This window comes from Granulicella rosea (assembly GCF_900188085.1).
Lineage (GTDB): Bacteria > Acidobacteriota > Terriglobia > Terriglobales > Acidobacteriaceae > Edaphobacter > Edaphobacter rosea.
This window is the reverse complement of record NZ_FZOU01000003.1, coordinates 299,527-313,675: the sequence shown is the minus strand read 5'-3', so window position 1 is coordinate 313,675 and position 14,149 is coordinate 299,527. Positions and strand designations below refer to the sequence as shown.

General features: G+C 63.6%; 15 protein-coding genes. 10 read left to right on the top strand and 5 right to left on the bottom strand.

Going from position 1 to position 14,149, the window contains the following annotated elements:
* Positions 1 to 118: 118 nt before the first annotated feature.
* The 5 genes from CHB87_RS10695 (at position 119) to CHB87_RS10675 (ending at position 4,104) form a co-directional block, all read left to right on the top strand.
* Positions 119 to 1,408, top strand: coding sequence for an ABC transporter permease (locus CHB87_RS10695; protein WP_089408416.1), 1,290 nt, complete (start codon positions 119 to 121; stop codon positions 1,406 to 1,408).
* Positions 1,405 to 2,490 carry an ABC transporter permease gene (locus tag CHB87_RS10690; RefSeq protein WP_089408415.1) on the top strand — a complete coding sequence of 362 codons (1,086 nt, stop codon included), beginning with the start codon at positions 1,405 to 1,407 and terminating at the stop codon, positions 2,488 to 2,490. Before CHB87_RS10695 ends, CHB87_RS10690 begins: the two co-directional genes overlap by 4 nt.
* Positions 2,491 to 2,505: 15 nt before the next feature.
* On the top strand, positions 2,506 to 3,252 hold the full coding sequence (locus CHB87_RS10685; protein WP_089408414.1) for an ABC transporter ATP-binding protein: 747 nt from the start codon (positions 2,506 to 2,508) through the stop codon (positions 3,250 to 3,252).
* A 181-nt stretch (positions 3,253 to 3,433) separates the two neighbouring features.
* Positions 3,434 to 3,682, top strand: coding sequence for a hypothetical protein (locus CHB87_RS10680; RefSeq protein ID WP_089408413.1), 249 nt, complete (start codon positions 3,434 to 3,436; stop codon positions 3,680 to 3,682).
* Entirely contained in the window at positions 3,679 to 4,104 is a 426-nt protein-coding gene (locus CHB87_RS10675) for a type II toxin-antitoxin system VapC family toxin (RefSeq protein ID WP_089408412.1), read from the top strand. The genes CHB87_RS10680 and CHB87_RS10675 overlap by 4 nt, the downstream gene beginning before the upstream one ends.
* Before the next feature lie 5 nt (positions 4,105 to 4,109).
* Here the strand turns inward: CHB87_RS10675 and CHB87_RS10670 are convergent, their stop codons facing one another.
* Both CHB87_RS10670 and CHB87_RS10665 read right to left on the bottom strand, forming a co-directional pair.
* On the bottom strand, positions 4,110 to 4,967 hold the full coding sequence (locus CHB87_RS10670) for an NAD(+)/NADH kinase (RefSeq protein WP_089408411.1): 858 nt from the start codon (positions 4,965 to 4,967) through the stop codon (positions 4,110 to 4,112).
* A gap of 42 nt (positions 4,968 to 5,009) precedes the next feature.
* Positions 5,010 to 5,780 (bottom strand): TlyA family RNA methyltransferase, encoded by a 771-nt coding sequence (locus CHB87_RS10665; RefSeq protein WP_089408410.1) that lies wholly within the window; start codon positions 5,778 to 5,780, stop codon positions 5,010 to 5,012.
* Positions 5,781 to 6,013: 233 nt separating this feature from the next.
* Between CHB87_RS10665 and CHB87_RS10660 the strand changes: the two genes are divergently transcribed.
* Together CHB87_RS10660 and CHB87_RS10655 are read left to right on the top strand one after the other, a co-directional pair.
* On the top strand, positions 6,014 to 6,562 hold the full coding sequence (locus CHB87_RS10660) for a sigma-70 family RNA polymerase sigma factor (RefSeq protein WP_245817933.1): 549 nt from the start codon (positions 6,014 to 6,016) through the stop codon (positions 6,560 to 6,562).
* A complete protein-coding gene (locus CHB87_RS10655; protein WP_089408408.1) occupies positions 6,559 to 7,404 on the top strand; it encodes an anti-sigma factor in 846 nt (281 codons plus the stop codon). Before CHB87_RS10660 ends, CHB87_RS10655 begins: the two co-directional genes overlap by 4 nt.
* Positions 7,405 to 7,516: 112 nt before the next feature.
* Here the strand turns inward: CHB87_RS10655 and CHB87_RS10650 are convergent, their stop codons facing one another.
* Complete coding sequence (locus CHB87_RS10650) at positions 7,517 to 8,911, bottom strand: YncE family protein (RefSeq protein WP_089408407.1); 1,395 nt, start codon at positions 8,909 to 8,911, stop codon at positions 7,517 to 7,519.
* A gap of 102 nt (positions 8,912 to 9,013) precedes the next feature.
* Here CHB87_RS10650 and CHB87_RS10645 point away from each other — a divergent pair, with 102 nt between their 5' ends.
* Entirely contained in the window at positions 9,014 to 10,003 is a 990-nt protein-coding gene (locus tag CHB87_RS10645) for a DUF92 domain-containing protein (protein WP_089408406.1), read from the top strand.
* A 247-nt stretch (positions 10,004 to 10,250) separates the two neighbouring features.
* Here the strand turns inward: CHB87_RS10645 and CHB87_RS10640 are convergent, their stop codons facing one another.
* Both CHB87_RS10640 and CHB87_RS10635 read right to left on the bottom strand, forming a co-directional pair.
* Positions 10,251 to 10,937 (bottom strand): YdcF family protein, encoded by a 687-nt coding sequence (locus tag CHB87_RS10640; protein WP_089408405.1) that lies wholly within the window; start codon positions 10,935 to 10,937, stop codon positions 10,251 to 10,253.
* 119 nt (positions 10,938 to 11,056) lie between these two features.
* Entirely contained in the window at positions 11,057 to 11,701 is a 645-nt protein-coding gene (locus CHB87_RS10635; protein ID WP_089408404.1) for an L-threonylcarbamoyladenylate synthase, read from the bottom strand.
* A gap of 82 nt (positions 11,702 to 11,783) precedes the next feature.
* On the opposite strand from CHB87_RS10635, the gene CHB87_RS10630 reads away from it, so the two are divergent.
* Positions 11,784 to 12,566, top strand: coding sequence for a TrmH family RNA methyltransferase (locus CHB87_RS10630; protein WP_089408403.1), 783 nt, complete (start codon positions 11,784 to 11,786; stop codon positions 12,564 to 12,566).
* 245 nt (positions 12,567 to 12,811) lie between these two features.
* Positions 12,812 to 14,149, top strand: a complete 1,338-nt coding sequence (locus tag CHB87_RS10625) for a replication-associated recombination protein A (RefSeq protein ID WP_089408402.1) — start codon at positions 12,812 to 12,814, stop codon at positions 14,147 to 14,149.

The following is a 14,149-nucleotide window of genomic DNA, read 5'->3' as shown; positions in this document are numbered from 1 at the left end:
TGCGACTCGACCAGCGGTGTCGGCACGGCTAAAGCCGTGCCCTTAACTTTGCCGTTGCGCCTTTTTGTTTGTCATTCCCGCAGGGAATCTGCTGTTGCTTTTCAGGAGGCCGCATAAGATGTTCCTCCGCCTCCTCTACGAATCCTTCGCCCGCCAGCGCCGCCGCAAGCTCCTCGCCGGCCTTGCCATTCTGCTCGGCACCACCGCCGTCACCGCAATGCTCGCCCTCGCGACCACCATCGGCGACCGCATCCACCAGGAGCTGGCCGTCTACGGCGCCAACATCGTCGTCACCCCCAAAGCCGACCAGCTCGCCGTGAAGATTGGCGGAGTCGACATCAAGCCTGCCACCGGCGGCGCCTATCTGAAAGAGTCCGACCTCGCCAAGCTGAAGACGATCTTCTGGGCCAACAACATCACCGGCATCAGTCCGGAACTGCCAATTAAAGTCGATCTCTCCATCTACGGCGGTGCTACTGCGAACGACTTACTTGGAATTGGCCTATGGTTCGATCACCCATTGACAGGCGGCACGATGACTGGCGCGCCGCAACTGCATCCATGGTGGAAAATCGAGGGCTCGTGGCCAAAAGGCCCCGGTCAGTTGGTCGTAGGACGTGCGTTGGCAACCAAGTACAACATTCATGTCCCCATGAGGGCGGGACTAGCGATTCCGGGAGCACAGAACGGAATTGACGATGTGGTTATCTACGGCATTCTCGATTCTGGTGACGACTCCGAGAACAAAGTTTTCATGACATTGAATACCGCCCAAAATCTCAACGGAACTCCCGACGCTATCTCCCGCGTAGACATCTCCGCCCAAACCAAGCCAGAAGACGCCTTCGCCCGCCAGGACCCCGACACCCTCACCCCGGCCAAGCGCGAGATCTGGTACTGCCGCCCCTACGCCAACTCCATCGCGTACCAGATCCGCGAGGCCATCCCCGGCGCCGACGCCCAGCAAGTCCGCAAAGTCGAGCAATCCGAGGGGACAGTCCTCGAACGCATCTCTGGACTCATGTGGCTCATCAGCGCAGCCGCCTTGCTCGCCGCCGGATTCGCCGTCTCTGCCGCCATGGCCACCGCCGTCCTCGAACGCCGTGGTGAGATCGGCCTCATGCGCTCGCTCGGCGCCAGCCGCACCGCCATCGCGCTGCTCTTCTACGCCGAAAACGGACTCCTCGCCATCGTCGCCGGAGCCATCGGCTACCTCGCCGGATCGGCCCTGGCCTACACCCTCGGCGCACACATCTTCAGCGGTGTTTCGACCACCCACGCGCTAAACCCCGTCCTGCTCCCCATCGTCGTGGCCCTGGCGCTCATCGTCGCCATCGCCGGCAGCACGCCCAGCATCCGCGCGGCCCTCAAGCAGGACCCGAGCGCCATCCTCCGGGGGGACGCATGAAGCTCACCCTTGGCAGCATCATCCGCCGCTCGCTCATCCACCGGCGCTCGCGCAGCCTCTCGGCCCTCACCGCCATGACCGTTTCGGCCGGCGTCGCCACCGCGCTCCTCACCCTCTACGCCAGCCTCGACACCAAGCTCCACAAGGAGTTCCGCAGCTTCGGCGCAAACATCGTCGTCACCGCACCGGCCAACACCCCAAACCTCGCCGAGCAGGTAAAGAAAGCAGCCGGACCCGAAGCCCTCACCGCGCCCTTCGCCTACGCCGTCGCCACCACCGACCGGGGCACGCCTGTCGTCGTCGCCGGGGTCGACTTCCCCGCCGTCCGCGCCATCGATTCCACCTGGCAGGCCGACGCCTGGCCCACCGCGCCCAACGCCGCCCTCGTCGGCCAGAAGGCCGCGAACTTCATCGCCGACGAACGCACCCTCGCACTCACCTTCGCCGGGCAGAAGCAGACCTTCGCCAGCGCCGGACACTTGCGCACCGGCGGCGACGAGGACTCCCGCATCTATATCTCACAGGCAGATTTTGCGGGTTGGACCCACGCTTCCCCCACCGTCGTGGAAGTCCAGATTCCCGGCGGCGCCCCACAGGTCGAAGCCGCGCTCGGCCGTCTCCGCGCCCAGCTCCCAGGCCTTGAGGTCGAGCCCGTTCGCCAGCTCGTCGAGGGCGAGTCCCGCATCGTCGACAAGACCCACGCGCTCATGTTCGGCGCGGTCCTGCTCATCGCGCTCACCGTCGGCGTCTCGGTCCTCGCGACCCTCTCGGCCAGCGTGCTCGAACGCCGCCGCGACTTCGCCCTGATGAAGGCGCTCGGCGGCACCCAGCTCCAGATGATGGCGCTCTTCCTGCTTGAAACCGTACTGCTCGCCAGCGCCGGCGTCGCCACCGGCTGGCTGCTCGGCTCGGCCGCCGCATGGGCCATCAGCGAGACCAACTTCCATACCGCCACGCTGCCCCGTCCGCAGGTGCTGCCGCTGGTCCTGTTGCTCAACCTCGCCATCGCCGCCATGGCCGCGCTCCTCCCGGCGCGCGCCCTCAGCACGCTGGAACCCGCCTCGCTCCTGAAGGGCGAGTGAGAGAATAGAAGAGTCATGGCAGAAGTCGTCACCACCAGCCTCAACGAGAACCAGACCCGCGCCGAGTGCGCCGTCATCGCGCTCGAGCACGTCAGCCGCGAGTACACCGGCCGCGGCGCCTCCGTCCGCGCGCTCGACGACGCCACCTTCTCGATCGTCGCCGGGGAGTGGGTCGCGATCACCGGCCCCTCGGGCTCCGGCAAGTCAACGCTGGTCAACATGCTCGGGTGCCTCGACCGACCCACCGCCGGCACGCTGAAGATCGACGGCGCCGACCTCGCCGCCATGAGCCCCACAGAGCTCGACCGCTTCCGCGCCGACAAGATCGGCTTCATCTTCCAGCAGTTCCACCTGATCCCGTACCTCTCGGCGCTCGAAAACGTCATGCTGGCCCAGTACTTCCACTCCATGACGGACGAAAAAGAGGCCCGCGCCTCGCTCGAACGCGTGGGCATGGGCCACCGCGCGCAGCACCTGCCAAGCGAGCTCTCGGGCGGCGAACAGCAGCGCGTCTGCATCGCCCGCGCGCTGATCAACAACCCGCCGATCCTGCTTGCCGACGAACCCACGGGAAATCTGGACCAGGCCAATCAGAAGATCGTCGCCAACCTGCTCAAGGATCTGCACCAGACAGGCCACACCATCGTCATGGTCACGCACGACCCCGAGATGGCCGCGCTCGCGCAACGCAAGATCGCCCTGAGCCACGGCAAGGTCTTCTGCCACCCCATCGGCGGGCCAGTAGTGTCGCTAAGGCGCTAGACGACGCCCAGTCCGCAAGGATTGTCATCCTTCGTGCAGCGGAGGATCTGCTTCGGCTGTTGCACTGGCCTTTCTTATTTGTCATTCTCGAAGAGAATCTGCTTCCAACAGGCTTACGTGGAGTCCATGAAATCACGCCTGTTGATTTGATCTCGGGCATAATGTGGATGGAGGTAAGGCTATGACCATTACTCTCGACATTCTGCCGGAGATGGAGCAAAGACTTGCTCAACAGGCGGCAGTGCGCGGATTGGAAATCGACGCGTATGCTCTCAGCCTGCTTGAGGACGCGACACGCAAGGATGTCTCCTCCACTGTTTCACACCCCGAAACGAAGAGCTTTGTCGAGCTTTTCGCGCCGCTGAGGGGCCTCAATATCGATTTTGAAGCCGATCGAAAGAGCGACTTTGGCCGAGACATCGACCTGTGAAGCGCTTTCTCGTCGACACAAACATCCCCTCCGAACTTACACGTGAAAGGCCCGATCTGCGGATTGCAGACTTTCTCAATCGAACTCCTCAGGGGAACATACTCCTCAGCGTGATGACCATCGGAGAGATCTGCAAGGGCATCGACACACTCCCTGTAAGCCGCAAGCGAACGGAGCTGCAACAGTGGCTCGATGGTGACGTACGACATTGGTTCGCCGGTCGTATACTTCCGATCACAGAAGAGGTCGCAGAACGATGGGGCAGGCTGGCTGCCGACGCCAAACTTTCAGGAAGACCTCTGGCGCTCGTGGACGGTCTTATCGCCGCCACCGCGCTCGAACACGACCTGGTGCTGGTAACCCGCAACACAAGAGACTTCGCCAACCTTGGCGTCGATCTCCTCAATCCCTGGGAACTTTAAGCAGCCTACCGAACGCCCCACTTCAGCTTCGACCGCAGCACATTGAACAACCCATTCGGCCGCAGCCTCAGCAGCCGCACGCTATACTCCGACTTGCAGCAGTGGATCTGGTCGCCAAGCTGCAACTCCACCGCCTCCTGCCCGTCGACCGTCAGGAAGGTCTGGTTCGGCACGCCATCGATCTGCACGCTGATCGTCGACGCCGCCGGCACCACGATCGGCCGGATCGTCAACAGGTGCGGGCAAATCGGCGTCAGCATCATCGCATCCACGCTCGGCATCATGATCGGCCCGTTCGCCGCCAGATTGTAGGCAGTCGAGCCCGTCGGAGTCGAGACGATGATGCCGTCCGCGCGAAAGGTCGCCACAAACTGCTGGTCGATGTTGACCGTGTAGTCCGCCATGCGGGCGATCGTGCCCTTGGCGACGACCACGTCGTTCAGCGCGTCCCAGCAGCGGATCATCTCGCCGCCGCGAAACAGCTCCGCATGCATCATGAAACGCGCGTCGATATCGGCCGTTGCGTCCAGCCATGCCTCGAGCGTCGCATACAGGTCGCTGATCGGAATCTCCGTAAGGAAGCCCAGCGAGCCGAGGTTGACCGACAGGATCGGCATCTCCATGCGGGCGAACGCGCGCGAGGCCGACAGCAACGTGCCATCGCCCCCCAGCACGATGATCAGGTCCGGCGCGAAGGTCGCCATCTGCTTGCGATCCACGCCATGCGGCGAATGGATCGACGCCGCGCTCTCGCGATCCATCAAAGGCTCGCATCCATGGCCATCCAGCCAGGACAGCAGATCCGGCAGAAGCTGCGCCACTTCGGGCTTCTGCGGTTTGGAGATGATCGCAACCTTGGGCATCGTCTCTCCAGTGTAACGGCTTTCGGCCACAGACCCTATTCCCTAAGCCCTATTCCCCGCTTCTCCGAACTTCACATACAGCAGATACTCGTGATTGCCTTCCATCCCCTTGATCGGCGAATCGATCAGTTCCAGCTCCGTGCCTCCCAGATCGAGCGCCGCATGGCAGACCCGGTCGATCGCCATCTGCCGCGCCGCCTGATCCCGCACGATGCCGCCCTTGCCGACGTTCTCCTTGCCCGCCTCGAACTGCGGCTTGATCAGAATCACCGCGCCGCCACGCCAGATCTCGTCCTCCGCGGCCAGCGCCTTCAGCACGGAGGGCAGCACCAGCGTCGCCGAGATGAACGAGACATCCATGGCAAGGAACCTGATCGCCGGCTCGATCACCAGATCGCCCGCGCCCAGCAGCCGCGCGTTGCAGCGTTCGCGCAGCGTCACCCGCGCATCCTGTCGCAGCTTCTCCGCCATCTGGCCGTAGCCCGTATCCACGCCCAGCACCTGCGCCGCGCCCGCCTGCAGCATGCAGTCGATGAACCCGCCCGTCGACGTCCCCACATCCAGACACGACAGCCCCGCCACATCGATCTTCCAGTGCGCCAGCGCCTTTTCGAGCTTCAGCCCGCCGCGGCTGACGTACTTCAGATCCTCGCCCAGCATCCGGACATTGGCCTCTTCCGAGACCGGCGTCCCCGGCTTTTCGACCTTTTGCTCTTCCACCAGCACGCGCCCAGCCAGAATCAGCGCCTGCGCCCGCTCCCGCGACGCCGCCAGCCCCAGGTCGACCATCAACTTATCCAAACGAATCTTCACGCATTTCCTCGCAAGACTCATCTTCGCAGATACGACCCCATCAACGCGCGGCGCCATGTGGATCGAGAGGACTACCGTATCCGCATGCATCTCCGGTAAAGTGGGTAACATCGTGTAATCTTCGAGTCGGCGTCTGCCCGTAAATTTGGAAGAGTTGCCTGATGTATAAAGTGTTTACTCCGAACGGCAATCTGCTTTCACCATAGGTGCGTTTTATGTATAGAGAGACGGGAATGCTGAACACGCCGCCGGCGTCGCCACAAGACGACGCCACGTTGCTGGCGCTGGTCCAGCGAGGTGACGAGCAGGCGATGGCCTCGCTGTTCGATCGCTACTCCAAGGTGGTTTACTCCGTGGCGTTGCGCGTGCTGCGCGATCCGGCATCGGCGGAGGACGTTTTACAGGAGATTTTCATGCAGATCTGGCGCAATCCGGAGAGCTTCATCGCAACACGCGGCAGCCTGGGCGGCTGGCTCGCGGTTGTGTCCCGGAATCGTTCGATCGACGCCCTGCGCCGCAAACGGCCGTCGGATTCGATCGACGATGTCGCCCTCGCCGCGCCCTGCAACCTCGCCGACGAGGCCGAGCGCAATATCATGATCGAGCGCGCCAGAACCCACATCACCGTACTGCCCCCCGAACAGCGCAAGACGCTTGAGATGGCCTTTTTCGACGGACTCACGCACTCCGAAATCGCAGAGATGACCGGCGACCCATTGGGAACAGTAAAAACAAGAATCCGCAGCGCCTTGCTGACTCTGAGAAAGGCCTTCCAATCATGATCCCGGTCAAACATATCGATCCAGAAGATCTGCCGCTTTACGCGATGCAACTGCTCTCCCCGGAGGAGACCGCGGAGATCACGCTGCACCTGCAGCACAGCGCCGAGGCGCGCCGCGTACTCGCCGAGATTCAGGGCGACCTCGCCGCGCTCGCGCACACTGCCGAGATGCACTCGCCGCCGGCGCTTGCACGCCAGCGTCTGATGAAGCACGTCGCACGCGAGAAGAAGCCGGTGCCGATCGACCGCTTCGCGCCCGTGGCCACCTACGCGCCGCGCGAATCCACCCTGCTCGACGATGAGCCGGTCAAGAAGTCCGCTGCCGCCCGCGTGCTGCCCTGGGTGGGCTGGGCCGTCGCCGCCGGTCTGGCGGTCGAGGCCAGCAGCCTCTACCAGCAGCGCCAGAGCCTGCGCACCACCGTCACCTCGCAGAGCACGCAGCTTGCAAAGCTCTCCACCGACGCCGAGCTCTCGAAGAACGTCCTCGAAGCCATCCAGGATCCGTCCGCGGTGCGCTTCTCGCTCACGGCAACCGGAGCCAAGGCGCCGCCGGAGGGACGCGCCGCGTACCTCGCCGACAAGGGCTCGCTGGTCTTCATCGCCAGCAACCTGGAGCCGTTGGAGCCGTACAAGACCTACGAGCTGTGGCTGGTTCCGGCCGACAACCACGACCCCATCCCGGCGGGCATCTTCAAGCCCGACATCCACGGCAGCGCCACGGTCGTCTTGCCCACGCTGCCGAAGGGCGTCCAGGCCAAGGCCTTTGCCGTCAGCATCGAGCAGGATGGCGGAACCAGCGCGCCGACCAAGGGCGCTGTGGTTCTGCAGGGTTTGGCGACCTAAAGACAGCGAACAGGGCCTGGGGAGCAATCTCCGCCCTGTTCCCTGCAACTTCAAACAGGCAAGGGCCCGGCGATCATCTCGCCGGGCCCTTGCTTTTCCCGTTTCCGTGCCTTTACTGGGCTGTCACCCGAACCATCACACCCGTCCCGCCGAGCGGCAGATGCGTCTTCACCGTATCGGTATCGGTTTCGATGATCGTCAGGTCGGTCGAGTTCCCGGCCGTCACGTAGACCTTGCCCGTAGGGGTGCCGGTCGTGGCCGCAAGGAAGTTCGGATTGCCGTGAACCAGCAGGTCCGTCGCCGTCACCGTGCTCGCGTTCGAGGCCGGAATCGTCACCGTGACCGTATTCGAATCGAGGTTGATGACGCTGACCGAGCCCTGAATGCCGGCAGCCGCGTTGCCCTGGTTGCAGACGAACGCCTGCGTTCCATCCTGCAGCACCGCGATCACCGACGGATTGATCCCCACCGGCACCGTCGCCAACACCGTGCCGAAGCCGTTCGCGTCGATCGGATTGGTCACGTCGCAGTTCGGGTTCGTCACCAGCGTCGTCTGCGAGCAGAGCGGCACGCTGATGATGCTCACCGAGCCGGCCGTCGTGCCGTTGCCCGCGTTCAGCACCAGCATCTCCGACCGTGTCGGGGCAAAGTCCGCCCAGACCGGCGCCGTGCCCACCGGAATCGTGCTGCCCGCAACGCCCAGGCTATTGGGGAACGAGTCGAGCTGGTTGGTCTGCGCATTGATGACCGACACCGTGTTCGATCCCTTGTTCAGAATGAACGCCCGCCGCGCATCCGCGCTCATGACGCCGTATACCGGCTGCGACCCGACCGTGATCGAGTTCGTCGCCGTATTCGTGCTCGTGTCGATGGCGGTCGCCGTACCCGCCGGGTAGACGCCGCCGGTCGCCGTGCCCTGGCTCAGCGCGTACACACGCGGGGCCGAGGCGATGCCCACGGTATAGACCGTGCCGGCGCCGGTCGAGATCTCCTGCCGCAGCGCCGGTGGCGAACCGGTCATCTGCGCAATCGAGTTCCGTCCGCTCTGCGCGACGTAGTCGTAGGTGCCCTCCGGAAAGATGCTGACCGGCGCCGCGCCCGAGAGCAGCGTCGACTGCAGCACATTGCGCGTCTGCAGGCTGGTCGAGATGCTGAAGCTGTTCAGCGTGCCGTCCGCATGCAGCGTGAAGCCGGTAACGCCGCCCGAATCGAGCGCCAGGTACTGCGGATTCGCCGCGATGTTGGGCGTGACCATGATCGTGTCGCCCGAAAAATCGACGAGCGTCACCTGGCCGGGGGTCGTCGAACCCGGGTTCGAGATCGCCACCGCGTACTTGGTCGGCTGCGCCGCCGGACCCACCGGATTGATCGCGCTGACCACCGGACGGTAGTTATTTCCACAGCCGACGGCGGCCAGAGCCACCGCCGAAAGGGCCAAACCTGCAATCTGTCGACGAATCCGCCCGGATGTAACGGTGGACCGCGTGGCCGCGCCTTCTACGTGCATATCTACTCGAATCAAAACTGCTCCCACGGACGTGCCGATGTTGGCTATGCTCAAGTCACGATTCTAAATCAATGCGGACAGGGACGGACGTTGGACTCTCAAATGACACAGGACGTAAGCCCAATCCCCGAAGCCAGACCGTGGAAAAAAGCGATCCCCGAGGCAAGAGACCGGCTCCAGTCGAAGATTCTGGTGTGGATCGCCGTGCCAGTGTTGTGCTGGCTGGCGTTTGAGACCAGAACGGAATCGTTCGCCGATCACCGGACGGTGGCCTATCTGGAACAAGTCTTTGCAGTCAGCATCTTTTTTGCGCTGGCTACGTGGCGCATGCGAGCTGCCACTTGGTTTGCCGCCTTCACCGGGGCCGTAATTTGCTTTCTGATCACGCTCTACACCGGCCCGCTGGTGGGACTTTTCATGCATGGCGGGGGCTCCATCTTCCACTCCTGCCTCACCCCACTTATCTTTCTCTTCCTGCTCACGTTCTCCGCAACACGCTTCCGGCGCGAGCGAAAATCCGAAGCCAGTTCTGCGGAACACCGCAGAGGCCGGACGACCGCGCAGATTGTGGCAAACCTTGGCGTAGCTGGAGCCTTGAGCTCTTACTGGGGTTTCTTCGGAGTCTCTCTCGTTATGGGTTACGGGGGAACCATCACAGGCTCGTTGCACTCCGTTTTAGATGGGATGGTGATTTACAACCTGCCGGTCCTCGCTGCCCTCGCTGAGGCCACCGCCGATACGGTCTCTTCCGAGATCGGACAAGCCTTCGGCGGAAAAACCTACCTGCTAGCAAGTTTTCGCCAAGTGCCTCCGGGAACCGATGGCGCGGTCAGCCTGATCGGGACGACCGCCGGAATCATGGCCGCAGCCATCGTAGCCTATGTAGGAATTCCGGCTTCCGGTCTAGATCTCTCCAGTTGCACATTGGTGTTTGCTTCGGGCGTCCTGGGCCTGCTCTTCGACAGCGTCCTGGGAGCCACAGTCGAACGCAAGGGCTGGCTGGGAAATGATCTGGTGAACTTCACCTCAACCGCGTTCGCCGCCCTTGTCAGCATGATTGGCATCCGGCTATTCGACGGACTGATGCGGTAGGACAAAGCCCGGGTGCCCCAATTTTTCGGCTTTATCGAAAGGGTGGGACGTAAGACGCTCGAACTCCGGGCTTTTGACTTCCCACCCTTCGCAAAGGCGCGAAGGATGGGGCACCCGGGCTGCCGTGGTTGAGCGCGCGAAAGACGGAAGCAGATTCCCTGCGGGAATGACAAACAAAAAAACAAAGCTTTAGCTGTAAGCTGAAACGCTTAGAGCTTACAGCTCTCGAATTAGCCTTTTGCCAAACTCAATCCGCCTTACCCTCAAGCCACCGATGCAAAAAGCTGGCATTCAACCCCAGCGCCAGTGACGTGTAGCTCAGCACCTCGTGCATGTACCGCATGAACAGGTCGTACGAGCCGATGTGGCCCAGCGGCGGTCGGGGCGAGGTGTAGACGTCCAGCCCGGCGTCCTCGCACAGCCGCTTGATGCGGAAAAGATGGGTGCCGTCGCTGACCACCACGATGTGCTGGAAGTGGTTCTCGCGCGCGATCTCGGCGAGGCGGTTGACCTGCTGCTCCGTATCGACCGACCGCGTCTCCGCGATGATCTTGTCGAAGGGCACGCCGTTCGCCAGCAGGTAGTCGCGCCCCACCGCGCCCTCCGTGTTGCCGGAGTCCTTGTCGCTGCCGCCGCCGAGCGTGACGATCACCGGCGCGATCTGCCGCTTATACAGCGTCACCACGTGGTCCAGTCGCGCATGCAGCACCGGCGACGGATGCCCGAGATACTCCGCCGCGCCGAAGACCGCGATCGCATCCGCCGGCTGCGCCTGCTCCTGATCGGCCACGGCGTTGATCTCGTGGACGACCCACAACGTCCAGACCAGCGCGACCAGCAGCACCAGCCCCAGCAGCCGCCGCAGGAACGCGCCGCCGCGTCCTGGCGCGCGCGCCGGCACAGAGCTTCGCGAATTGGCAGTCGAAGATGCCATGAGTGTCTTTGAAAAAAGCCGCGAGATTCCCCTATCTTATCGGGGATTCGACGGTCTGCAATAGGATGCGCAAACGTTCCCGCTGGAGGCAGAGCCTTTAGCGCGGGGAGACAAAGCCTTCAGCGGGAGAGACAAAGCGCGATCTCGTGCGTCGGAATCGCGCCCTCGCGCAGAATCATCCACGAGTTGCCGCCGCCCGACAGGTCGACGATCGTCGTCGGCACCGCGCGCGCCGTCGGACCGCCATCCACGATCAGCGGAATCTTCTCGCCAAGCTGCTCCCGCACGCAGTTCGCGTAGGTACACTCCGGCATCCCGTGCAGATTCGCCGAGGTCGCCGTGATCGGTAGCCCCAGCTTCTGGACGACCGCCCGCGCGATCTCCGCCTCCGGCACGCGCAGCGCGACGTTGCCGGTATTGGCGGTCACACGCAGCGGCAGCTTCGAGCCCGCCTTGACGATCAGCGTCAGCGGCCCCGGCCAGAAGCGTTCGGCCAGCCGGTCGAATGCCGTGTCCAGATTGCGCGCCAGCTCGTACGCATGCGCCACATCGCCGATCAGCAGCGACAGCGGCTTATGCCGCGCGCGGTTCTTCAGGTCGTAGATCCGGTCGACCGCCTGCAGGTTAACCGGGTCGACTGCAAGACCGTAGAAGGTGTCGGTCGGCAACGCCACGACGCTGCCTCCGTTCAGGCTCTTCACGACATAGTCGATCAAGGTCGGTTCCGGTTCGTCCGGATCGATACGCAGAATCTCTGCCGTCAAATGGCTCGCTCCCTCTTCCCAAACATCTTCGCACCTTAGCATAACCCCTGACTGCCCGGTCAAACCTGTAAACTGCAGCAAGATGCCAGCCCCGACCTACGTCATCACCAGCCGCGCCAATCCCTCCGTCAAGCAGCTCCGCGCCGCCTTCGCCGGACAGGCTCGCCTCTCGGGCGGCCTCGTCGCCATCGAAGGCGACCACCTCGTCCTGGAGGCGCTGCAGAGCGGCATGGTGCTCAAAACCGTCTTCATCAGCGAGCGCCGGCCTGTACCGGACGAAGTGCCGAAGTCGGTCGAAGTCCTCCGCCTCGCGAACGACGTCTTCCGCAGTTGCGTCGAGACGCAGTCGCCGCAGGGCATCGCCGCGCTGCTCGTACCGCCGGTCGGCAGTGTGGAAAAGATGCTCCGAAATACCCCGCTGATCCTGGTCGCCCAGGCATTACAAGACCCGGGAAATCTTGGCACGCTCGTCCGCTCGGCCGAAGCCTTCGGCGCGACCGGCGTCCTGACCACGCTGGGCGGCGTCAGCCCGTGGAACCAGAAGTGCATCCGCGCCTCCGCCGGCTCGGTCTTCCGCCTGCCGGTCGCACAGGCCGACGAAGCAGCCGTAGCGCTGCTGAAATCGCACAAGGTCCAGTTCCTCGCCGCAATGCCCACCAACGCCATCCCCATCGAGCAGGCCGACCTCAAGCTGCCCACCGCGCTGCTGATCGGCAACGAAGGCGCGGGTCTCGACGCCGAGTGGACCGCGCTCGCCGACCGGCGCATCACCATCCCGACGCCAGGCCGCGTCGAAAGCCTGAACGCCGCCGTCGCCGGGTCGCTGCTCCTCTACGAAGCATCCCGGCAAAGAGCTTCCAGGTAGGCCAAGGCTTCAGCCTTGGCATCCAAATTCTTGGCGGGAAAAGGGGCTTCAGCCCCTGGGGTATGCACTCTCAGACCGCCGCAAAAATATCGTACGATCCTTTTACTGTTTCCGTAGCTTGCGAAAAAAGAGCATACCCCAGGGGCTAAAGCCCGCATTGTTACCGACGTTGAGTGCCGAGGCTAAAGCCTCGGCCTAGAAGCAAAAACGGCAACCGCAGCATTCGTAAACATACTCCAGAACGCATGAGCCTCTTCGACACCGAGCACGCCCAACCCGCGAAGACCACCAAACAGACGCCACTCGCCGAGCGCATGCGCCCTCGCACGCTCGACGAATACACCGGGCAGGTGCACCTGCTCGGCTCCGGCAAGCCGCTGCGCATCGCCATCGAGCAGGACGACTCCGCCTCCATGATCTTCTGGGGTCCGCCCGGCGTCGGCAAGACCACCCTCGCCAAGATCATCGCGCAGGTCACCAGCGCGAGCTTCATTGAGTTCTCGGCCGTGCTCTCCGGCATCAAGGAGATCAAGCAGGTCATGATCGACGCCGAAAAGGCCGCCGGCTTCGGTTCGCGCACCATCCTCTTCGTCGACGAGATCCATCGCTTCAACAAGGCCCAGCAGGACGCCTTCCTGCCCTACGTCGAGCGCGGAACCATCCGGCTGATCGGCGCGACGACCGAAAATCCGTCCTTCGAGATCAACGCCGCGCTGCTCTCCCGCTGCCGCGTCTACACGCTGGTCGCGCTCACCGAAGACCAGATTATCGCCCTGCTGAACCGCGCCCTGACCGATCCGGAACGCGGCCTCGGCAAACTGGCGCTTGAGGCCGACGACGAAGCTCTCGCGCTGATCGCCAGCTACGCCAGCGGCGACGCACGCAACGCGCTGAATGCACTCGAAGTCGCCGCGAAGCTCGCGCAGGGACGCGGCGAAACCACCATCGCCAAGCCCGTCGCCGCCGAGGCCATGCAGCGGCGCATGCTGCTCTACGACAAGCAGGGCGAGCAGCACTACGACATCATCTCCGCGCTGCACAAGTCCGTGCGCAACTCCGATCCCGACGCGGCGCTCTATTGGTTGCTTCGCATGTTGGAAGCGGGAGAGGACCCCATGTATGTGGCGCGCCGTGTCGTCCGCATGGCGGTCGAGGACATCGGTTTGGCCGCGCCGGAGGCGTTGAACCTCTGCCTCTCCGCGCGCGACGCGATGCACTTCCTCGGCCAGCCGGAGGGCGGTCTCGCGCTCGGACAGGCGGTCGTCTACCTTGCGCTCGCGCCGAAGTCGAACGCCGTGTATACGGCCTACAACGCCGTTCAACAGGACATGCGCAACACCGTCGCCGAGCCCGTGCCGCTGCACCTGCGCAATGCGCCCACGAAGCTGATGAAGTCGCTCGACTACGGCAAGGAGTACCAGTACGCGCACGACGTGGAGGGCCGTGTCGCCGACATGGTCTGCCTGCCGCCCTCGCTCGCGAACCGCCGCTACTATCACCCCACGCAGGAGGGCCGCGAAAAGCTGCTCGCCCAGCGCATGGAGGAGATTGCGCGGATCAAGGCCTCGAAGCGGCAGGGCTAA